Here is a 21,009-nt window from a genome sequence, read left to right as displayed (position 1 = left end):
CTGTTGTGCCGCCGCAGTCCTTTGTCCACCTCTGCTCCTCCATATTTTTCTCCTCCCAGCTTTTCTCAACGGTGATGGGTGATACTGCGGATCAAGGAACTTAACGCCGCACCCTTGGCGCTTGCGTAATTAAAGTCCTTTGCTGGATCATATCGTTTTGTGAGGAGTTGATAGAATACACAACAGGGGGAGCTCAGAAGCATGACAGGGAACAAACCAGTTGTAGTTGTTACCGGCGCAGCGGGCAACATCGGCAGCAAGCTTAGCAAGGTTCTCGCGCACAAGCATCAAGTGATCGGCCTCGACCTTCCAGCGAACTGTGAAGGGCGGGAAGGATTGATCGGCTGCGACATCACTGATCCGGAATCGACTGCGCGGGCCATAGAGAAATTGTACGAGGCAAAAGCTAACGAACCTATTGCATCAGTCATCCATCTGGCTGCCTACTTCGATTTTAGCGGCGAAGATCGCCCGCAATACGAAGCGGTGAACGAGGAAGGGACGCGCAACCTGCTGCGTGCCTTGCAAGATATCGAGGTCGAACAATTCGTCTATTCGGGAACCATGCTTGTACATCAGGCGGGACGCCCAGGTGAACGGATCACCGAGGATACACCGTTGGCCCCCGGCTGGGCCTATCCGCGATCGAAGGCCCGCACCGAAGAGATTATCCGAGAAGAAGCTGGCGATATACCCACCGTTTTTCTACATCTGGCCGGGCTCTATGACGACGAGACTGCGGTGCCCACGCTGAGCCACCAGATCGCCCGCATCTATGAGCGCAGCTTCAAGGCGCATGTTTATTCAGGAAATACCGATGCCGGGCAAGCATTTATTCATCTCGATGACATGTTGGAGCTTTTCGTTTGCGTGGTAAACCGCCGCACGGAGTTGCAAGCCGGAGAGGTAATTCTCGCGGGTGAGCCAGATACTGTGAGCTATGATGCGCTACAAGAACGCATTGGTGAATTGATCCACGGTGAAAATACCTGGAGAACGTTTGTCCTGCCCCCTCCTGTGGCAAAGTTGGGCGCGAAGCTTGAAACAGAATCCGAGCCGGTGGTGCCCGATACCCTTGATCAAGGGGAAAAGCCCTTCATCCGACCTTTCATGATCGACATGGCAAGCGATCAATACGCGCTCGACATCTCGAAGGCGCGCCAACTGCTGGACTGGGAGCCGGAGCGGCGCGTCATGGACCGGCTGCCGACGCTGATCAAGGCATTGAAGGATAACCCTTTGGGTTGGTACCGCGCCAACGGCATCACGGCGCCGCCCTGGCTTGAAGCGGCAGACGAACGGGTAGATGACCCTGAAGCGTTGCGCGTGCAACACGAGACTAAATATCGCGAACAGCACCGTGCTAACCTCTGGGGCGGCTGGGCCAACGCGGGCCTTGGCCTGTGGTTGCTGACATCCCCGCCTTTGTTGGGCGTACAGGATCCCGGTATGATCATCAGCGACGTGATCTCTGGGCTGCTCCTGTTTGCCTTTGGTATGCTATCGCTGTCTTGGCAGATGCCTTGGGCACGGTTTGGCGCCGCAGTTCTGGGCTGTTGGATCATGTTTGCGCCGCTGGTCTTCTGGACAGACAATGGCGCCGCTTACCTGAATAGCACCCTCGTCGGCATGCTCGCCGTGGCCTTCGCGCTATGCCTGTTGCCGGTGCCGGGGGTTTCGCCGGTGGCCGCACAAACCGGACCGACAATTCCCAAAGGCTGGGATTACTCTCCATCTGACTGGTTCCAACGCCTTCCGGTCATCATGTTGGCGATCGTCGGCCTCCTCGTCTCCCGTTATCTCACAGCCTATCAACTCGAATCCATTGGCGGCGTTTGGGAACCGTTTTTTAGCGGCACCTTGGAAGGGAAGAATGGAACCGAACAGATCATCACCTCATCCGTTTCCGAAGCTTGGCCGGTGCCAGACGCCGGTATCGGTGCGCTGACCTATGCATTGGAAATCATCGTTGGTGCAATAGGCTCGGCGCGGCGGTGGCGCACGATGCCATGGCTCGTAGTGCTCTTCGGCATTATGATCGTGCCGCTCGGCGCAGTGTCGATCTTTTTCATTGTGATCCAGCCTATTGTGATCGGTACCTACTCAACACTGGCTTTGATTGCCGCCGCCGCAATGGTCTGGCAGATCCCCTATTCGCTGGACGAACTGGTCGCGACCTACCAGTTCCTACGACGGCGGCACCGGGCGGGTCAGCCTTGGTTACTCGTGTTTTTTACAGGCGACACCGATGAAGGCCCCGACGACCACCCGCTGGACGATTTTGAACGCAGCCCCCAAGTGATCGTAAAAGACATGGTTTCAGGCGGGATGACCTTTCCTTGGACACTTATGGCATCGCTAGCGCTTGGCCTCGTGCTGATGCTGTCGCCACTGGTTTTCGGATGGGGCAGCGGAACCGCCGCTACGAACCACGTCGTGGGCGCATTGATCATCACCGTGACCGTGGCCGCACTCGCGCCAGTAACTCGGCTGGGACGTTTTATTAACGCGCTGATGGGAATAGTGCTGCTTTTTGCGCCATTGGTCGTCGGAGCCAGCTGGGGTGCCCTGCTTTTTTCCGCCCTCGTCGGCATTGCGCTGATCGCACTCAGCATTCCTCGTGGCACAATCAGGAACACCTATGGCACTTGGGATCGGTTCATTAGGTAGCGCTATGGTTCCATTTGATGATCTGTCTATTGTTATTCTAATCGCGATCTTCTGTGTCGCAGCTGGGTCCGTCTGGTTCTCGGGTGTGCGCCTGTCACGCTATGCCGACGGGATCGCGCGTGAATTCGGGATTGGGCAAGCAGTGCTGGGGGTAGTCCTGCTGGGCGGGATCACCTCGTTACCCGAAATTGCCGTGACGGGCACAGCAGCGATTGGAGGCAATGCGGCGTTGGCGGTCAACAACTTGTTGGGCGGCTTCACAATGCAAGTCACCGTGCTCGCTCTGGCTGACATGGCAATCCGTCGCAACGCCCTAACTGCCACCGTGCCCGATCCCATCGTACTCCTGCAGGGTGTGCTGGGCATCATTCTCATTGCTGTGACGATCACCGGCATCGGCGTGGGCGATATCCCCTTCGCTGGGGCAGGCCTCTGGACATGGGGCATTGCTGCGCTTTTCGTCTATGCCGTACGTATGGTCGCCCGCGCACAGGACAAACCCGGTTGGGAAGTTATAGGCGAACCGCCTTCGCCGGACATCGACGTGGATGACCCGACTGAGAATCTCTCACGCCCTCAACTGTTGGGTGCGACGGCGGCAGTAGCTCTGGTAATTTTGATCATGGGATATTTTCTCTCCACCAGCGGCGAGGCACTGGCAGAACGCACAGGGCTGGGCGACAGTTTTTTCGGCGCGGTATTTATCGCGATCTCGACATCTCTACCCGAAATCAGCACCGTACTCGCTGCAGTCAAGCTGGGACGTCATGTCATGGCGGTCTCGGACATTTTCGGCACCAATTTGTTCGACATTGGCGTGATATTCTTGGTTGATCTATTCTATCCAGGCGGGGCAGTTCTAAACGAGGTTGGAATGTTCTCTATCGTCGCCGGGCTTACAGGCATTCTGGTCACTGCGGTCTATGTGATTGGCCTGATCGAGCGGCGCGATCCGGCTCTGTTCGGCGTCGGACTCGATTCCTATGCGGTTATGACTATCTATATTGGAGGGATCGCGTTGCTGTTCACGCTGCGGTGACGTTTCAGAAAATAGGAGGCTGAGATGACCGACCCCGAAAAACCAGCGCCCGGTGAAGTGGTTCTGCCCGAAATCGGAGAAAATTTGACCCGCAATGAAATCATGGACGTACTAGCGGATGAAGGCTATCCGGCGGGCGGACGGAAAGGCTGGCTGAAGCAGGTTCTGACCCAACTTGCAACGGAGCAGCGCGAAAGCCCGAACGGCACCCGCGCCGAACTGGTGGCCGAGATTACGGATATCCTAAACGAAAACGTCCCGGGAGACCCCAAAGCGGACGATAGCTTGTGAGAGCTTATATTATGGCTCAGCGCGAAATTTCGCTTTTCAGCGACATTCGCTTCAATTCTGAGGGTCGATGTGTGGATCTAAATTTCATACACCGAACGCCATAGCGAGACACATACTCATCGCAACACCAACAAGGAGACACCAATGGAACCGAACCAATTTGAAGAGAAAGTTCATGAGTTGGAAGAAAAAATGACTGAGCGGTCAGGTGAAATCGCACGAACCAAAACTTCAGAAGCTGAACACCAGAGGTTTTTGGTCCTTCAGAAAAAATCGGAAACGCTCCTTGAAGAGGTGAAACATTCAAAGGACGATAAAGAGAAGCACGATTTTATTCAGCAAGCCAATGAATTGCTGCTTGAGCTACGTCAGCGTCCACTTGCGTAAACGAAAATTTAAACTGCGCTCCTATGGCGCCGCAAAGCGCGAGGTCGCACCCGGCATTGATCATTGGTCACACAAGGGGTTCAATAACCGCGCAGAAAGCAGCCGCCTGCCCATACGGAAACGAGAGCGGGTAATACAGGGCTTCCGATCACCGGGTGGATTGCAGCGCTTCGTCTCTATGCATTCCAAAACCCGCAATCGTTTCTCCGTACCTGCCCGCCGTCTTCGTTCCGCTCTCACCATCCGCTACCATCGGATCGAAGCATTAAAAGCGTGGAAATCCGCGGCATATGCCACTTGATCAACGACTGGCATGCCAACTTGAAAACTCGGCGAGTTAACGTGACAACACCACGTGCCATGATATTCACTCATGAATGACCTATGGAGATTGTTGCACAATGATCGACGCTGTCGGCTTCAATGCCGCTTATCTGGCGCTTGGGATCCTAGTGCTTCTCTTTGTTGTGCTCACTTTGGAGAAATTCCCGCCCGAGGTCACTGCGTCGGGGGCGGCGGCCCTATATATCGTGCTGGGACTGGTGCCTCACGATGGGGTGATGAACGTCTTTTCAAACCCGGCCCCCATCACGATCGGGGCCATGTTCATCGTTTCGGGCGCGCTGGTGCGCACCGGCGTTTTGGATGCGCTGGCAAATCTGGTGATCAATCGCGCACAGGATCGCCCCCTGCTGGCCGTGGTGGTGTTCTTGATTTCGGCGGTCGCCGCCTCAGCCTTCATGAACAACACGCCGGTCGTACTGGTTCTCATTCCGGTGGTCATTCGGCTGGCAAACAATTTGCAACTGGCCCCGACGCGGCTGTTGATTCCGCTCTCTTACATGGCGATCCTTGGCGGTACCTGCACGCTGATCGGAACGTCCACAAATATCATTGTGGATGGCATCGCGCGCGAAAACGGGATGGAACCGTTTTCGATCTTCGAGATCGCGCCCGTCGGGCTGACAGCCACGCTGGTCGGAAGCGTATCCCTACTAATTCTCGGACGTTGGCTGCTGCCCCACCGCAAAGCGGATATCGCCGCCGGCGGTGATCGAGAAACCCGGTACCTGTCTGAAATCACGGTTCTTGAGTCCTACCCACATGTCGATGCCCCTCTGGCCAAGATCGCCGATTTTGGCCGCGATGGCGTGCAAGTCAAAGGTGTGAAGCGTGCCGGCAAGATCAACAGGAGCGATCTGGAAGATTACGTTCTGCAAAAGGGGGATGTGGTGATCGTTGTGACCACTACATCCGAGCTGTTAACCTTTGTCGAGAAAGGGGGCTTCGAGCCGGAATGCAGCGCACATCGGATCCCGATCCTGATCCCGATGGGGTGCTATTGACGGCCGAAGCCATTGTAACTCCAAAACGCCGCTCTGTTGGGCGGAGCATTGCCGATCTGGCGCTTGGGCGCAAAGCAGGCGTGCGTGTTTTGGGAGCGTTCCGACATGGGCATATTGCTGGGGCCGATCTGTCGAGCGTGCGCCTGCGCGCTGCCGACAAGCTGCTGCTGGAAGGACCCGCCGACGGCTTCCGATCACTGGCCGAGGTCGGCGACGTGGCATCGATTACCCAGCCATCAGGTCGTGCCTTTCGCCGCAGGCAGGCACCGATCGCTATTATCGCGCTGCTTGGGATTGTGGTTCTCGCGGCGCTGAATGTCATGCCTATCGGCATTCTGGCGCTGGTCGCGGTGGCCGGGATCCTGCTGCTGCGCTGCATCGACAGCGACGAGGCGTGGCAATCTGTCGACGGCTCGATCCTTGTGCTGATCTTTGCGATGCTGATCATCGGGACAGGGCTGGAACACACGGGAGCGGTCCAGCTGATCGTCGATATGCTTACCCCGCTACTGTCCGGGTTGCCGCCTTTCTTGACGTTGTTGGCGGTTTACTTCGTGGCCTCCATTCTAACCGAGAGCGTCACCAACAACGCTGTCGCCGTGGTGTTCACACCCATCGTCATTGCGCTAGCGCCGGAACTGGGCGTCGATGCGCGCCCGCTTGCCGTGGCCGTAATGATCGCCGCGAGCGCCAGCTTTGCAACGCCTATCGGATATCAGACGAACACACTGGTATATGGCGCCGGAAACTACCGGTTCACGGATTTTCTCAAGATAGGCATTCCGATGAACGTCATCGTAGGGCTGACCTCGTCCTTCGCGATCAGCATCTTCTTTCCTCTTTGAAACTGTGGCTGCGGCCATTGCCGGTATTTCCGTTTTTTGCCGAACGCCCTAAAATCGATGATCCGCTAGCCGTCGATGAGCTGTGTGGTTGTCGACGGCCCCATTCCTTCCATTCATCTATTCAAGCGCATCAATGTCCAGAGGCTCGCAACCCGCAAGGTCTGAAATGCCGCAACACGGCAAATGAAGAGCGATCTGGCGCAGGGCAGAGCGGTGCCCCTCCTCAGCTGGCGGGGGATAGGACAGCATGGCCCGCAGATCATGCACGGCAAGTGATTGGCTTTTGATCATCGCCAACATGTGGACCAGATGCTGCATCCGCAGACGCTTCCATTTGTTCTACCGCTGGTGGCTATCCAGCTCATGTGCTTGATCGCGGTCATGACCGACACCGCTCTGGCCGAAGAAAACGCCCGTCTGAAAGCCCGTCTCATCGGGAGGCGGCGCTCGTGGATGCGGTCGAGGCTCAGAGGCGGCTGGAGAGCATCGTCAGCGAGTTGCGCCGGGAGAAGTTCGGGCAGAGACCCGAAAAACTCGACCCGGAGCAGTGCAATCTGCCGCTCGAGGATGTGGAACTGGTCCAGGGCGTTCTGGACGTGCCGCAGGAGAAGGCGCGGCGTGCGCTGAAGGGACAAGATGCTGCTGAGAAAGGCGCCCCCAACCGCAACAGCGGGTTCTGGTCACCCGGCGCGGTGGTCCAAGCGCATGCGCCGGAACTTGTCGCGCCCGGCCGCCACCTTCCATTCTACCGCCAAGAGGAAATCTGCACCCGACAGAGGATCACGCTGGACCGAGCGACGCTCGGCATCTGGGTCGGGCGCGCCTGCCTTCACCTGCGCCCGATCGCCGATCACCTTAAGGAGCTGTCGCGTTGCCCTTTAATCTGAGACGCGACGCGTTTGGCGACAATTTTTGCCCTTAATTGTGAGATACGGCTGTCATGGGGCCCCTGTTTCTCGCGCACCTTTGCGCGATGTGATCAACCGCGGCAAGCAATCGAGGCTCCTTCTCGAAGGCGCGCAAGAGAGCAACCCTTGCATAGTCGTCGATGCTTTTGCTGACGATGGCTGCCTTAGCCAAGGGATGAGATCGAGCGGCGGCGATTGCGGCGAGGCAGAACAGCCTAACTTCCGATCTGGGGTTCTGGACAGCGAACGACGGATCCCCGCGGAAGGTTTTGAGTGACATGGCAAAGGTGACTGCGCGCATTGCGCGCCGAAGTTGCTTGGGGCCGCGCGAGCGCGCGGCGCACTCAAGCATCTCTGCCCCGCGGCGCGCTCGGTATATCAGTTTTCCAGATATTTGTTCCTCACGGAGTTTGCCAAGGGTCTGCACAAGTCTCGTCCCGCAAACTTGGCAGTCAAATGCCCAGGCCCGCCTCCAATGCCTGAGCGAAAGACCCTCTCTGGCGCATTGCATGCAATGCTGGAATGGCATCTGAGCCGTCAGCGAGGCTTCTCGTGGCGTCATTGCCGGAAAGGTCAAAGATCGAACAACATCTGGGTTAACCCGTGCGGCGTTGGCAATCTTCGCCGCCGCAGCCGCGTCGACGTTGAAGTCCAAGGCGGTGCCATGCGCGGTATCGATTCTGAGATGAGCCAGTAGTTCCGCATCATCACAGTAGTTGGCCGCCGCCAGCCGAGACAACCAACCTGACAACAACTCGTCTGGCAGCGGCACGACAGTCTTGGGCAGCGGGTGCGGCTTCACACCCGGGACTTCTGGAGCCGCCGATGGGGGTTCGCATGGCGCGACCAAACCGGCGTCCATTTTGCGATTGCGTCATCGGTGATGCATTCCTCGCCTGTGATAATGGCGTCGATGGAAAGATCCTTGACCAGAGCGAAGATGCGCGAGGTCACCCCACCGGTCAGTGCCAAGACCTGCTTGAGAGATTTGACCTTCAGGTTGGACTTCTTTTCCAGTGGCATGGCAGCAATAAGGGTCTGGATCATGTCCGAGAACTCGGCATCGTCGCGCCAGTTTGGCAGATGATGTTCGTCCAGCCGTCGGGCAAGCTGGATATCACCGCGAATAGCATCGACGGCCTCGCTGACCCCAAGGCAGACCAGTGACACCTCGAGTTCATTGCTGAGATACCGCAGGACATTGAGAAATCGGCGCTGTTCGCGGTGGGTCCCGGCCAAGAGATTGTGGACCTCGTCGATCATGATCATCCGCAGGCCAAGGTCGCGTAAGAGCGCGATGACACGGACTTCGAGGGAAGCCACATTTTGAGCGCGGGCGCTAAGAGCCGTCGCCGGGGCGCCGACGGCGGCCAGGATGTGCAGGTAAAACCGCCGTTCATCAGGTGCGGGCGGCGCTTGCAACAGCAGAAGCGGTGTGCGGGTGATGCCCGACGCCGGATCGTATTCTGGTGCGTACTTGCGCGACAGGTTTCGGGCAATCATCGTCTTTCCGATCCCGGAGGCGCCATGCACAAGAAGCCCAGGCATACGGGTTTGTCGTGGCGCTTCGATCATGCCCTGCAAGCGGTCCAACACCTGTTCCGCCCGAGGAAAGCCGATCCAGATATCCGATTGAATGAGGGCGATCCGGCCGTCTTCTTCAGTTGTCCCTGCCCTCAATTCACCATCTCTCCACCTTGAACAATGGGCGCGATGTATCACCCGTATCGATCGGGCGCAGCCCTTCGGTTGTCGAGACGGCCGAGTTCGTGCCCTTCAATGTCCCTTTTCTTTCACGGGTTCTGCGTTCGGCCTTCGTCAGGCCCCGGCTTTCAGCTTCGATCTGGCGTTGCTGTCGGATCAGCTCAGCCAGCACCAGCTCATTAGACCCGGACTTGCCAAGGGCACGGGCCTTCCTCATCGCTTCGCGATATTCCCAGAGCGAGACGGGCGGAATTTCCAGGTTTCTGTACCGCGCCTCAACATACCGGCCATCGTCCAGTTCGACCCAGATCATTGAGATATCGCGAGGATCGTAGCGAACGACCACCTTTCCATCCCCGCGCCCAATGTGGCCTGCAAGGGCATCGGACCAGTACCTTATCTGGAACAGATGGATGCCGTCACGCCTGATCTTGCGCAGTTCACTCGGCAGGAAGCTCACCTGAAAGGCTTCCATCTCGAAGGGGATGTCGCCTGTCATTTGCTCTGAGAGCGCCTCCCATTTGGCAACGGGCGTGCAGCCAAGACTTGAATGAATGCTGTTGTTGTAACGGCAGATTTCCAGAGCAAACCAGCGATCGAATTCGCTCAACGTCATCGTGGCCTTGCTTTCGGCGTCATAGTCGCCCTTTGCCGCGATCGAGGATTGCGTTGTTCCCGGCAACAGGTGAACGGCCCCCATCATGGTGCCGATCAACCGTTCGATGTGACCACCGAAGTGAGGACTTGCTGGCGGTCGATAGACCAGATCGATCCCCCAATCCGCACAGGCCGACCGAAAGGCGCGCGACCGGAAATCGCGACCGTTATCGACGTGGATGCTGTGCGGTTTGCCCTGTGCCGGCCAAGGAACATCGCACGCCAATTCCGCAAGAAGTTCCTCCTTGAGGGCCACCGCCTGTGTCAGGCAAAGCGCCACTGACAGACGCGAAGGTGCCTCGAGAGAGGTGTAATATCCGGTCACCATCCGCGTTGCGACGTCGATCGCCAGCGTGACCCAAGGCCCAATTGGTTTGCGTTCCAAGCCGTCGACAAGAATGATGTCCGCCGGTGTATGATCAATTTGGACGATCTCCAGTGGCATACTGGCCTTGTTCTCACCTGTGACCGGCGCAAATTTCTGGCGGGCCGCCTTTGCGCCCTCTCGTGCCTTCGCAACTTCGCGGGCATCCATCGCATCCAGACGACGCTGAACCGTTCGCCGTGTCGGCGGTTGCAAGCCCTCCTGCCAGCAAGCGCTGCGGATTTCTGTCACGACGCGCGACAAGCTCGAACGCTCCCGGCGCAAGAAATAGCGGCGAAGGTGCTCCTCGATTACCGCTTCGACTTTGCTGGATATTAACATCGTCCCGGTCGGGCGGCCCCGTTTCCGCGGAGCCAGAGCGCTGGTGCGCCCACCCTCTTCCGCCAACCGTTTTATCCAACGCCAGACCGTCGCCCTGCTGACACCAAGCTCCCAAACGGCGTCATTGATGCCACGTTCCAGGCTGCCAGTCCCATTGAGATATGCCTGAACAAGAGGGCGCAGCACCGCGGCCCTGCGCGCCTCTTCAGCACCAACGGCAACGGAGTCTTCGCCATCATCATTCATCGATATTTGCCGCAAATGTCTGTGAACCCTGTCTCAGGTTTAAGGGCAAAAATATCAGAATTAAAGGCAAAATCTCATATTTAAGGGCAAAGCTCAGCCGTTGATTTCGTTGGATTTCCCATCTCACAATTAAGGGCTACGCGACATCTGGAGCGAGGTAATCCGCGTAATGCAGACCAAATCGCGCCTCTACGACAATATTTCCGCCGGTGTTGCTAACTGGATCGGTGCTGGGTCAGGCATGCGTGGCGTGGGATTTAATTTCTCTGCGTCTGGCAAATACGGCCGTGCGGAGATCTATATCGACCGGGGGATCACGCAGAGAACAAGTATGTCTTCGATCAGCTTCTTGCGCAGCGTAAATCACTGGAGGAGGCATTTGAGGGTTCGCTGGTATGGGAGCGCCTCGATCATCGGCGGGCATGCCGTATCAAGTGTGAGACCGAGGCCGATATGTTCGAACGCAATGACTGGCCTTCCATGATCGAGTTCATGACAGATGCGATGGTGCGCATCGAAAAAGCTTTTCGTGAGCCACTGCAGAAATTGAACGCAGACGTCCGGTCACGCATCTTCGAGGCAGAGAGCGATGGAGACACCCCGTGATCGGCCTAGGCAAAACTGCGAAGAGCGCCGGAAGGCGAGCAAACATCCAACAATATACCATCGATGGAATCTCAAGACACGTTGCGACGCGTTCCTCTATCTCATTTTCATCAGTTCTTCTCTGAAGGCTTCCGTTGGCGTGCGCCAGCCCAGGCACTTTCTTGGCGTGCCGTTCAAGCGATCGCAAATCGATTTCATGTCTCGATTTGAGAGCGCGGCCACGGGTGCATCGCGTGGTAGATACCGCCGTGCGCGCTTATTCAGATTCTCGACTGCACCCTTTTGCCACGGAGCCTGCGGATCGCAGAACCACGCCTCGGTTCCGATACCGGGCTTCAGCTTGCGCCAGTCGCGGAATTCGATCCCTCGATCAAAGGTGATCGATTTTCGCGCCGGCTGGGGCAGGGGTTCCATCACACTCATCAGCTTGTTCATCAGGTGCGTCGTACTGCGGTCGTTGTTGCGGAACAGAACGGCAAAGCGCGTTTTGCGTTCCACCAGAGAAGCAACATTGGTTTTACCGTGCGCTCTCTCAAAAATCATGAGGTCGCCTTCCCATTCACCAAATGTTTCGCGGGTTTTAACATAGTCAGGCCGCTGGTGAATCGACCGATCTGGTGGGAAAGCAAGGCCTCGAGGTGTTCGCCTGCGTCTTGGTTGCCGCTTCTTACGGCGATGCGGTAGATACCGCGCCAATTCTTCGGACTGGCCATCGGGACCGTAAATGTAGGCATAGATCGTCTCGTGGCTGACACGAAGTTCCTGGCCGTCCAACTGAAGTCGACCCGCGATCTGTTCCGGAGACCAGCCAACTTTGAGCTGTTTGATCACGGCATCTCGCAATTCAATAAACCGTACCAGCTTGCGTCGACGCGCGCGCCGGTCGACGGCGGACCTCTGTGCAGTCACACCGTAGTAACCGCTAAGATTGGGGAGCTCATTATCAATGTATCTGTTTCGCTTGATCTCGCGAAACACGGTCGAACGATGTCTCCCAATCTCAGCTGCAATCTTGTCCACTGACATCTTCGCGTTCAACATGTCTTCAATCGCGCGTCTTTCACGCAATCCTAACTCTGTGTGGGCCATGTCCGTTCTCCTTGCTTTCCAGCAAGATAGGGGATTTGTCGCAACCCAGTTTAGAATGTGCCCGAAACAAAATATAAAGGCGCATAATGAAGTTTATGTTAATTATGAAAGTGCTCCTTCAAAAATCCGAGAGTCCATCTTATGTTAAATCTTTAATAAAATCGGCGCTGTTTGAATAGGCAACAAATTTAGAATCAAGTATTCTTCGCACCCACGCCATGGATGATTAGTTCCAGCATTTCATCTGCAATACTCTCTGGGTTAAGCGGCCCTTTCGGATTATACCAGATCGGCATCTGGTTGAAGGCCGAAAAAAGCACATGTGCGAGGCGCTTTGAGTCGCAATCGCGGATAGAACCGTCTTTGATCCCTTCTGCGATAATACTTTCAAGAAAATTCTGACCGTGTATCAGTGTCTGACGCAAATTCTTCTGATTTTCTCCGGTCAGATTGCGCCGCGCTTCGCGCATCAAGGCAGAGCCGAATTCGCTCACAACCATGTTCGCATAGACTCTAAAGAATACGCGGATACGATCAAGCCCGTTACCCTGAACTTCCTGTGCCGATGTGAAGCATAGCTCGACCCGCTCCAGCGAGATGCGGGCGCATTGCATCAGGATATCTTCTTTGTTTTTGGCGTAATAATAAAGCGCGGGCTTGGTGACTGCGAGTGCCGCTGCGATGTCATCCATCGATGTCTGTTTGTATCCGACTGTTGAAAACGAATGCGCGGCCAGATTGAGCATGGCCCGCCGTTTCAGCTTTTGCTGGCCTTTGGCATCTTTGGTTTTTTTGTGCCAATGGATTCTAGTCAAAGCTACTCTTTCAAAACCAACGGGCGGAACCGAAGCACCGCCCGCATTTATCACTGACAGATTAGTAGTCGAGCCCGCGGGCCGCAATAGTCCATTTACCGTCTTCGACTTTTGCCATAATCAGACTTTCGATGCCCTGATGGTCTTCCGGGCCAAAGCTGACCGACTGGCCGCCGATCGGATCAACATAGCTAGTGATCGCGTCGGTTGCGGCCAGAAATCCTTCGGTCGTCAGATCGCGACCAGCAGCTTCGAGCGCCACGGCAATCAGGTCGATGAAAACGTAACCAAGCTGCGCTTGTGGGGCCATCTTTTCACCGTAAATTTCGCTGTAACTCTCCAGGATACGTTTTGCTTCCCCTTCGGAGTCTCCTGCGTTCGCAAAAACAAAAGGCGATACCAGATATAGACCATCCATCGCGCCATCAGCGGCAGTCGCAACTGCATCCATATAGGACACCATTCCAGTCACGAAAGTCGGTTCAAAACCAAGCTTTTTAGATGTTGCAACAACTAGAATTGTATCGCGCACCCCACCCGCCAGAAACACGATATCGCAACCGGCGTTTTTCAATGTGGTTACAGACGAGAGCATATCGGATTCGGTTGCCGAATGCTCCGTTTTGGCCGCGACTTTCATGTCATACTCTGCCAATTGCTGCGTGACGCCAAGCGCCATTGATTCACCAGCTTCATTTGCGAGTTGCGCAATGCAGGGTGTTGAGAAATCACCATTTTCCTTGAAGTATGCAACGCCCGCGCGAAACTGGTCTGTATAGCTGCGAAAAAATGCGTATTTCATCGGATCCAATGGTTCATACATCTCGACCTCGGCCGACATCGGGAACATGTTGGGAATTCCCGCTTCAATTTGTTGCGGCATGATCGCTAGGTTCATCGGTGTGCCAAGCGCGCCAACCATCGCAAAAATCTGGTCGCGGCGCATCAGTTTGTTTGCAACCTGAATCGCGCGGGGCACCTGATATTGCGTGTCCTCGATTATAATCTCAAGCTGGCGACCGTGAATGCCGCCCGCCGCATTGATCTCGTCCACGCGCATGCGCAGGCCATTCGCCTCGGGCACACCCCAGACTGCCAACGGCCCGCTTAGGTCCGTATAGGTGCCAAGCGTGATCATGTCGTCGGTCACGCCCTGCAGCCCCTCGGCCATCGCGCCGGTGGCTGTCATTGCGGTAAACGCAAGTGCTGTTGCTAGTTTCTTCATTGGTCTCTCCCTTTGGTGTTTCAATACATCGTTTCGATCAGGTCTTTGTATTTGCGCTCGATCTCGTTGCGCTTAAGCTTCATCGTCGGAGTCAGCTCGTCGTCTTCGGCTGTCAAAAGTACGTCGATCAGCCGGAATTTCTTTACCTGCTCGACCGGCGCGAAACCGCTGTTCGCCTGTTCCACCTCGCCTTCGATCAAGTCCTGGATTTGGGTGTTTGCGCACAGGGATTTGTAGTTGGAAAACGGGATACGCTTTTCCTGCGCGTATTTTTCAACGTTTTCGTGGTCGATCATGATCAGCACGCTCAGGTATTTGCGCTTGTCCCCGATGATCACCGCATCAGAAATATAGGGCGAGAATTTGAGCTCGTTTTCCAACTGCGAAGGCGTAATGTTCTTGCCGCCTGCGGTGATGATGATGTCCTTCTTGCGGTCCAGAATAGTTAGGTCACCATTGGCATCCATCGTCCCAACATCACCCGTATAGACCCAGCCATCGACCACGGTTTCCGCCGTCTTTTCAGGCTGGTTCAGATAACCCGAAAAATTGCTGGATGAGCGAATGAGGATTTCACCGTCATCGGCCAGTTTCGCTTCGACATTGCGCATTGCCCGGCCGATGGAACCGATCGGTGATCTGCCCGGTATGGTTGCAGTCACAATGCCGGTTTCGGTCTGGCCATATGCCTCTTGTACTGTCACCCCAAGGGCATTGAACCAGCTGAGCAGTCGGGCTGAAATCGGTGCCGCACCCGATACGATCGTATGCGCGCGCGCCAGTCCCAGTTCGACCCTGATATTTCGAAGCACCAGAAAGTCCAGCACCTTATGCCTAAGCCTAAGCATCGTCGGCACAGATTTTCCCGCAGCAATCAATGCCTCCCTGCGTCCAGCCGTTTTCAGGGCTTGGTCATAGGCAAACCGGCCAAATGCGGTGGCATCATTCATCACAAAATTGATACGGGAATAGAATTTTTCCCACACGCGCGGCACCGCAAAGATGAATGTTGGCGCGACTTCCTGAATGTCAGCGGCAAATGTATCGCCGCTTTCCGCGATGTTGATGGTTATGCCGTGACGGATCGGCACGCAGACAGACAGGATCCGTTCGGCCGCGTGACACAGCGGCAGGAACGTCAAAACTTCATCGCCCGGTCCGAGCGGCAATTCGGGGTAATTATCCGATTGCGCTAGAAAGAAGCGGTGCGACATCGCGGCACCTTTGGGAGCACCGGTTGTGCCGGACGTATAGATCAGCGTTGCGATATCTTCGGGATCGCCCGCATCAACGCGGCGCTCAAATTCAACGCTCAGTTCTTCGATTTTAGCGTCCGACAGTGCGAGAAATTCTTCCCAGCCTATGACTTTGTCATGCTGGAAACTGCGCAACCCTTCCATATCAAATACGATAACTTTTTCGAGATGATCAAGCTGGTCCTCCACACCCAGATACTTATCTAGCTGCTCTTCATCCTCAACGAATAGCACCTTCGCTCCGCTATCGTTCAACTGATAGGCAACTTGCTTTTCCTGCAAAGTAGGATATAGCCCGTGAGTCGTGGCCCCGATGCACTGGATGCCAAGGTCGGCAAACACCCACTCCTTGTTGTCTTCACTAATGATCGCGGCCACGTCACCTTCACGGTAGCCCAACGCCATAAGTGAACACCCGACCCTGCGCGCGGATGCGTAATAGTCCAGCCAGCTGAATTCTTTCCAGATGCCGAAATCCTTTTCGCGGATTGCGATTTTGTTGCCGAACTTCTTGCAGTTCTGCCGGAACAGTTTGGAGAACGTGTCACAGCCGTCAATCTGGACCGGCGGCGGCGTCCATCCTGCGGTGGATTGGTCTTGCATTGTGTTCATCGCCACGTCTTTCTTGCTTTCCAGCGGCGGTCGCCGCGCGCACTTTCTGCTTTGATGCCAAGGTAGAATTCGCGAATGTCAGCACTTTTCATGAGAACGTCGCGTTCACCTTCCATAACGATCCGGCCGGTTTCAAGGACGTACCCGAAATCGGCGGCCGGCAGCGCAACACTGGCGTTCTGTTCAACCAGCAACATGGTCACGCCTTCTTCGACGTTGATCCGTTTGATGATCTGGAAAATCTCGGAAATCAGGAGCGGTGACAGGCCCAGCGACGGCTCGTCCAGCAACATCACGCGCGGACGCTGCATAAACGCGCGACCCAAAGCCAACATCTGTTGTTGCCCGCCAGATAGATAGATCGCCTGCTTTTCCAGAAAGGTGCGCAGCACGGGAAACCAGCCCAGCACCTTTTCCAAGTCACGCGCCACTTCATCGCGATCCTTGCGGCAATAGGCACCCATCATCAGGTTGTCCTTGACCGACAAGAGGGAAAACACTTCGCGCCCTTCGGGTGAATGGGCGATGCCGGCGCGCGCGATGACATCTGGGTCAAGCGCGGTGATATCGCGCCCTTCAAATTCCACCTGCCCCTTGAACGGATCAAGCGCGCCGGAGATGGTTTTCAAAATCGTCGTTTTGCCCGCCCCATTGGAGCCCATGACCGTAACGACCGACCCTTCCTTGACCGTCAGGCTGATGCCGCGAATGGCCATCACCCTGCCATACATCGTTTCGACGTTGCTGGCGCGCAGTACCTCGGTCATGCTGCCTGCCCTCCCAGATATGCCGCCTGAACATCGGGATCGCTTTGAACTTCGGATGCGCTGCCGCTTGCAAGAAACCGGCCTTCGTTGATGGCCAGCACCATGTCCGAAACTTTGTTCACCAGTTTCATGTCGTGTTCGATCATAACAACGGTGACACCCAGGACCTCGCGGATATCTTCAATCACAAAAGCAGTATCGTCGGTTTCCTCGCTGGTCAGTCCGCTTGACGGTTCGTCCAGCAACAGGATCTTTGGCTCCGACACCAACGCGCGGGCCATTTCGGTCTTTTTGCGCACGCCATACGGCAAATCCGCAACCCGTGCATGACGGTAGCCTTCGAGATCAAGAAACTCGATTATTTCTTCGGCTTTGCGGCGGTGGGCCAGTTCCTGACGCATCTGCGAACGGGTAAAAAACAGCTCACTCAGAGGCCCGAATTTGCCGTGACGGATGCGCCCGATCAGCAAGTTATCAAGCAATGACGCATGTTCGAACAGTTCGATATTCTGGAACGTCCGCGCAATGCCGTGGTTGATTACCTCATGGGATTTCGCTTTTCGCAGGCTTTTGCCGTTGAACCGGATGTCGCCTTGCGACGGATCGTAAATCCGGCAGATGAGGTTGAACACCGTGCTTTTGCCCGCGCCATTGGGGCCAATGATGGTGAACACCGACCCCGGTTCAACTGAAAAGCTCAAGCCATCCACCGCTTTCAAACCACCAAAGGAAAGCGATACGTTATCTATCTCCAACCCGTTCATCTTAAACGCTCCGTTTTGAGGAATGTCTTCTGACGCTGGAAACTGCGCTTCTTGTACATCGGGAACACGTTGAAATAGTGATGGATCTTGGTCCAGCGTCCATAAAGTCCGTCAGGTTCGAACAGGATGAACCCCAGCAGGATCAGACCGAATGCAAGACTATCGAAACCGCCGGACGTGGCGACTGCACTGGGCAGCACGATCTTGACCCAGCTCAACACGGTTGGCAGCAGCACGATAAAGAACGCCCCAAAAACCGCGCCGTGGATGGTTCCGATCCCGCCGACGACGATCATCAACAGCAGACGGATGGATTCCCCCATTCCGAAGGTTTCCGGCGTGATGTAGAAGAAGGCGTGCGCCAGCAGCCCGCCCGCGAGGCCCGCAAAAACTGCCGAGATGAAGAACGCATATGCCTTGAAGAAGGCCACATTGGTTCCCAACGCCCGCGCCGACACTTCGGAGTCGCGGATCGCAATCATGGCGCGACCCGACCTTGTGCGTGTCAGGTTGCGAACGATCAGGATACAACCCACGAAGATGACAAAATTCAGCAGATAAACTTTCCAGCTTTCGTCGATGGCCAGCCCGAGAATATTGATTTCCGGCACCGAAAGGCCACGATGACCGCCTGTGAAATCGCCCGCACCACCGATGAGCCGTTCGGTCACAATCGCAATCGAAAGCGTGGCAATCGCCAGATACAGCCCGTGCATCTTTCCGCAGATCCGTCCGACGGCCAACCCGACCAGCCCAGCCACCAACGCCGCTATCGGCAGCGACAAAAGCCACGGCACGCTGTAACGGGTCAGCAGGATCGTGTGAGTGTAGGCACCGATTGCGACAAACGCCGCCTGTCCGAAACTCACCTGCCCGGAAAATCCGGTCAGCACCATTAGCCCGAGACCCGCGATAGCATAGATGAATACGAATGAGAGTTCATCCAGAAAATAGCCGTCCAGAAACAGCGGCGCGGCCAGTGCGATCGCGGCAAACAGCAGATACCAGAATGCCTGTCCACGGTCGCGGAAAAGCTGGATGTCCTGAACATAGGATTTGCGAAAAATTACGCGCATGGCTTAGACCTTCTTTGCATAAATTTGGGCCAGCAGGCCTTGCGGACGGATCAACAGCACAAGGAACATGATCAAGTAGGCACCAATTCCTTTGAGGGTCGGGAACATGATATCGAAAAACGGTTCCGTCACACCGATCAGCAAGCAACCGATCACCGCACCGGGGATGGAGCCGAAACCACCGACAATTGCCCCTGCAAATGCCTTGAACCCGATAAAACCCATCTGCGTCGAAACCAACGTCATTGGCCCCAGGAGCAGTCCGGCAATCCCGCCAAAGATCGCGGACATTGCCCAGATCGAGGATGTCAGCCGTTTCACAGGAATACCCATGTAGAACGCTGCTAACTGGTTCAGGGACAACGCCTGCATGGCGACACCCTGCCGAGCGTAACGGAAAAACAGGTACAGCGCGCTGGCGACAACCGCGGTGACAACAATCGACAACACGCTGGTCCAAGAAATGATCACTGGGCCCAGTGTAAGATTGCCATCAACCGGAGCAGGCAACGAATAGTTGCCAAACCCCCAAATTATCCCTGCAACCGCCCTGAGCGCGATACCCAATGCCAGCGTCAGGATAAAGACAGTGAACACCGGCTGGCCCGTCAGGCGCCGCACCACAAGCGCTTCGACGCCGTAGCCGAATGCGCCCATGAAGACCAATGTCAACATCGCACCCAGCCAGTAGGGCATCCCCATCAGCACGATGAACTGATACCCGACAAATGCCCCCAGCATCATGAATTCGCCTTGGGCAAAATTCACCTGCTCAGTCGCCTTATACACAAGCACCAGACCAATCGCGATCAGGCTATAAAGGCACCCTTGTGACAGGCCGACCACAAAAAGCTGCATCGCATCGGCAAAAGACAAGGCAGTCATGCGTTGTTCCCCCAGTGTTCAAGGATTTCATCAAGGCTGATTTCTCCCGCATCTCCGGTCGTCGGTGTGTCGGGTTGTGTTCGCGAGAATCGCGGTGCGGGCGTCGGCATCTCGATGCCACCTACTGTGACAAAGCTGCCCCGGGCGCGATTATGCGCATGATCCGATGCGTCAGCCAGAGAAACCACAGGTGCGAAACACGCGTCGCTGCCTTCCAGAATATCGCACCATTCCTGTTGGGTCGCAGTCAGGAAAATCTCCGTAAGCGCGTCCATCATACTGGCCTGCGCGGTGGGTGCGTATTGATCGGCAAAGCGCGGATCGTCTGTGAGGCCCAGAAGTGCCAGAAGTTCGGCAAAAAATTGCGGTTCGAGACATCCAACGGACACATATTTGCCATCGCCCGTTTCGTAACAACGATACCACGCAACGCCGCCGTTGATAAAATCGCCAGACCGTTTATCAGACCAAGCGCCACATGCGACCAACCCGTGCTGCATGGTCATCAGCAGGTTAACCCCGTCCGTCATGGCCGTATCGACCACCTGCCCCTGCCCCGTGGCGCGCGCATGAGTCAGGGCTGCAAGGATACCAACGTTCAGCATCATCGCGCCGCCGCCCTGATCCGCGATCAGGTTCATCGGTGCAGGTGGCGGGCGGTCCGCATCGCCCAAACCCCAAACCGCACCGGTTATGGCGGCATAATTCATGTCGTGGCCCGCTGCATGTGCCAGCGGCCCTTCCTGTCCCCATCCGGTCAATCGGCCATAGACCAAGGCCGGATTGCGCGCCTGCACCTGTTCCGGACCAAATCCCAGCTTTTCCATTTTGCCCGGCCTGAACCCTTCGATCAGCACCTCGGCACGTTCGATCAACTGCCAGAGCCGGTCGACATCTCTGGCCTTTGTCAGGTCAAGTGTCAGGCTGCGGCGCGAGCGGTTGAACAGATTGTATTTCGCATCAATCGGCAACGGAAATTTCTGACCGGGCCGCGCGATGCGCACCACTTCAGCGCCCAGATCAGCCAGATGCATCGCAGCAAACGGCGCAGGGCCAAGACCTGCCATTTCAACAATGCGTACACCTTTGAGGGGACCTGAGCGTTGCAGCATCGC

General features: G+C 56.1%; 21 protein-coding genes and 1 pseudogene. 9 read left to right on the top strand and 13 right to left on the bottom strand.

Annotation, left to right across the window (positions count from 1 at the left end; translation table 11 throughout):
• The first annotated feature begins 201 nt into the window (after window positions 1-201).
• The 7 genes and pseudogenes from ACFQAU_RS18605 to ACFQAU_RS18575 all read left to right on the top strand — a co-directional run bounded on the left by ACFQAU_RS18605 (window position 202) and on the right by ACFQAU_RS18575 (window position 6,578).
• Complete coding sequence (locus tag ACFQAU_RS18605; RefSeq protein WP_132446477.1) at window positions 202-2,670, top strand: NAD-dependent epimerase/dehydratase family protein; 2,469 nt, start codon at window positions 202-204, stop codon at window positions 2,668-2,670.
• A complete protein-coding gene (locus ACFQAU_RS18600; RefSeq protein ID WP_240791674.1) occupies window positions 2,642-3,709 on the top strand; it encodes a sodium:calcium antiporter in 1,068 nt (355 codons plus the stop codon). Before ACFQAU_RS18605 ends, ACFQAU_RS18600 begins: the two co-directional genes overlap by 29 nt.
• Window positions 3,710-3,733: 24 nt before the next feature.
• Window positions 3,734-4,000 (top strand): hypothetical protein, encoded by a 267-nt coding sequence (locus ACFQAU_RS18595; protein WP_132446479.1) that lies wholly within the window; start codon window positions 3,734-3,736, stop codon window positions 3,998-4,000.
• 144 nt (window positions 4,001-4,144) lie between these two features.
• Window positions 4,145-4,387, top strand: a complete 243-nt coding sequence (locus ACFQAU_RS18590) for a hypothetical protein (protein WP_132446481.1) — start codon at window positions 4,145-4,147, stop codon at window positions 4,385-4,387.
• Between the two features lie 10 nt (window positions 4,388-4,397).
• Window positions 4,398-4,688, top strand: a pseudogene (locus tag ACFQAU_RS18585) (IS6 family transposase); the annotation flags it as partial.
• A gap of 100 nt (window positions 4,689-4,788) precedes the next feature.
• Entirely contained in the window at window positions 4,789-5,733 is a 945-nt protein-coding gene (locus ACFQAU_RS18580; RefSeq protein WP_386284320.1) for a sodium:proton antiporter, read from the top strand.
• Window positions 5,730-6,578 (top strand): SLC13 family permease, encoded by an 849-nt coding sequence (locus tag ACFQAU_RS18575; RefSeq protein WP_386284317.1) that lies wholly within the window; start codon window positions 5,730-5,732, stop codon window positions 6,576-6,578. Before ACFQAU_RS18580 ends, ACFQAU_RS18575 begins: the two co-directional genes overlap by 4 nt.
• Before the next feature lie 117 nt (window positions 6,579-6,695).
• On the opposite strand, the gene ACFQAU_RS18570 is transcribed toward ACFQAU_RS18575, so the two are convergent.
• Window positions 6,696-6,896: a hypothetical protein gene (locus tag ACFQAU_RS18570; RefSeq protein WP_132446485.1), complete on the bottom strand. Its 201-nt coding sequence runs from the start codon at window positions 6,894-6,896 to the stop codon at window positions 6,696-6,698.
• A 131-nt stretch (window positions 6,897-7,027) separates the two neighbouring features.
• On the opposite strand from ACFQAU_RS18570, the gene ACFQAU_RS18565 reads away from it, so the two are divergent.
• Complete coding sequence (locus ACFQAU_RS18565; protein ID WP_165935613.1) at window positions 7,028-7,465, top strand: IS66 family transposase; 438 nt, start codon at window positions 7,028-7,030, stop codon at window positions 7,463-7,465.
• Between the two features lie 31 nt (window positions 7,466-7,496).
• Here the strand turns inward: ACFQAU_RS18565 and ACFQAU_RS18560 are convergent, their stop codons facing one another.
• Genes ACFQAU_RS18560 through ACFQAU_RS18550 form a run of 3 tightly spaced genes read right to left on the bottom strand, consistent with a single transcriptional unit; the run spans window position 7,497 to window position 10,799 of the window.
• Window positions 7,497-8,288, bottom strand: a complete 792-nt coding sequence (locus ACFQAU_RS18560; RefSeq protein ID WP_132446489.1) for a TniQ family protein — start codon at window positions 8,286-8,288, stop codon at window positions 7,497-7,499.
• A complete protein-coding gene (locus ACFQAU_RS18555) occupies window positions 8,285-9,208 on the bottom strand; it encodes a TniB family NTP-binding protein (protein WP_245897677.1) in 924 nt (307 codons plus the stop codon). Before ACFQAU_RS18555 ends, ACFQAU_RS18560 begins: the two co-directional genes overlap by 4 nt.
• A complete protein-coding gene (locus ACFQAU_RS18550) occupies window positions 9,168-10,799 on the bottom strand; it encodes a Mu transposase C-terminal domain-containing protein (protein WP_165935614.1) in 1,632 nt (543 codons plus the stop codon). The genes ACFQAU_RS18555 and ACFQAU_RS18550 overlap by 41 nt, the downstream gene beginning before the upstream one ends.
• A 279-nt stretch (window positions 10,800-11,078) precedes the next feature.
• On the opposite strand from ACFQAU_RS18550, the gene ACFQAU_RS18545 reads away from it, so the two are divergent.
• Complete coding sequence (locus ACFQAU_RS18545; protein ID WP_386284746.1) at window positions 11,079-11,405, top strand: DUF4268 domain-containing protein; 327 nt, start codon at window positions 11,079-11,081, stop codon at window positions 11,403-11,405.
• A 96-nt stretch (window positions 11,406-11,501) separates the two neighbouring features.
• On the opposite strand, the gene ACFQAU_RS18540 is transcribed toward ACFQAU_RS18545, so the two are convergent.
• The 9 genes from ACFQAU_RS18540 to ACFQAU_RS18500 all read right to left on the bottom strand — a co-directional run bounded on the left by ACFQAU_RS18540 (window position 11,502) and on the right by ACFQAU_RS18500 (window position 21,006).
• A complete protein-coding gene (locus tag ACFQAU_RS18540; RefSeq protein ID WP_132447155.1) occupies window positions 11,502-12,494 on the bottom strand; it encodes an IS30 family transposase in 993 nt (330 codons plus the stop codon).
• A 194-nt stretch (window positions 12,495-12,688) separates the two neighbouring features.
• Complete coding sequence (locus ACFQAU_RS18535; RefSeq protein ID WP_132445870.1) at window positions 12,689-13,309, bottom strand: TetR/AcrR family transcriptional regulator; 621 nt, start codon at window positions 13,307-13,309, stop codon at window positions 12,689-12,691.
• A 61-nt stretch (window positions 13,310-13,370) separates the two neighbouring features.
• Complete coding sequence (locus tag ACFQAU_RS18530; RefSeq protein WP_120352507.1) at window positions 13,371-14,534, bottom strand: ABC transporter substrate-binding protein; 1,164 nt, start codon at window positions 14,532-14,534, stop codon at window positions 13,371-13,373.
• Between the two features lie 20 nt (window positions 14,535-14,554).
• Window positions 14,555-16,402 (bottom strand): AMP-dependent synthetase/ligase, encoded by a 1,848-nt coding sequence (locus ACFQAU_RS18525; RefSeq protein ID WP_009808039.1) that lies wholly within the window; start codon window positions 16,400-16,402, stop codon window positions 14,555-14,557.
• Window positions 16,399-17,169: an ABC transporter ATP-binding protein gene (locus ACFQAU_RS18520; protein ID WP_064223630.1), complete on the bottom strand. Its 771-nt coding sequence runs from the start codon at window positions 17,167-17,169 to the stop codon at window positions 16,399-16,401. The genes ACFQAU_RS18525 and ACFQAU_RS18520 overlap by 4 nt, the downstream gene beginning before the upstream one ends.
• Window positions 17,166-17,933: an ABC transporter ATP-binding protein gene (locus ACFQAU_RS18515; protein WP_009808037.1), complete on the bottom strand. Its 768-nt coding sequence runs from the start codon at window positions 17,931-17,933 to the stop codon at window positions 17,166-17,168. Before ACFQAU_RS18515 ends, ACFQAU_RS18520 begins: the two co-directional genes overlap by 4 nt.
• Window positions 17,930-19,009, bottom strand: coding sequence for a branched-chain amino acid ABC transporter permease (locus ACFQAU_RS18510; RefSeq protein ID WP_009808036.1), 1,080 nt, complete (start codon window positions 19,007-19,009; stop codon window positions 17,930-17,932). Before ACFQAU_RS18510 ends, ACFQAU_RS18515 begins: the two co-directional genes overlap by 4 nt.
• Window positions 19,010-19,012: 3 nt before the next feature.
• A complete protein-coding gene (locus ACFQAU_RS18505; RefSeq protein WP_120352508.1) occupies window positions 19,013-19,894 on the bottom strand; it encodes a branched-chain amino acid ABC transporter permease in 882 nt (293 codons plus the stop codon).
• A complete protein-coding gene (locus ACFQAU_RS18500) occupies window positions 19,891-21,006 on the bottom strand; it encodes a CaiB/BaiF CoA transferase family protein (protein WP_009808034.1) in 1,116 nt (371 codons plus the stop codon). The genes ACFQAU_RS18505 and ACFQAU_RS18500 overlap by 4 nt, the downstream gene beginning before the upstream one ends.
• Between the last annotated feature and the right edge of the window lie 3 nt (window positions 21,007-21,009).

Source organism: Sulfitobacter profundi (assembly GCF_042661425.1).
In the GTDB taxonomy this organism is placed as follows: Bacteria; Pseudomonadota; Alphaproteobacteria; order Rhodobacterales; family Rhodobacteraceae; genus Sulfitobacter; species Sulfitobacter profundi.
The sequence above is the reverse complement of the archived record's forward strand: the minus strand, read 5'-3'. Positions and strand labels throughout refer to the sequence as shown.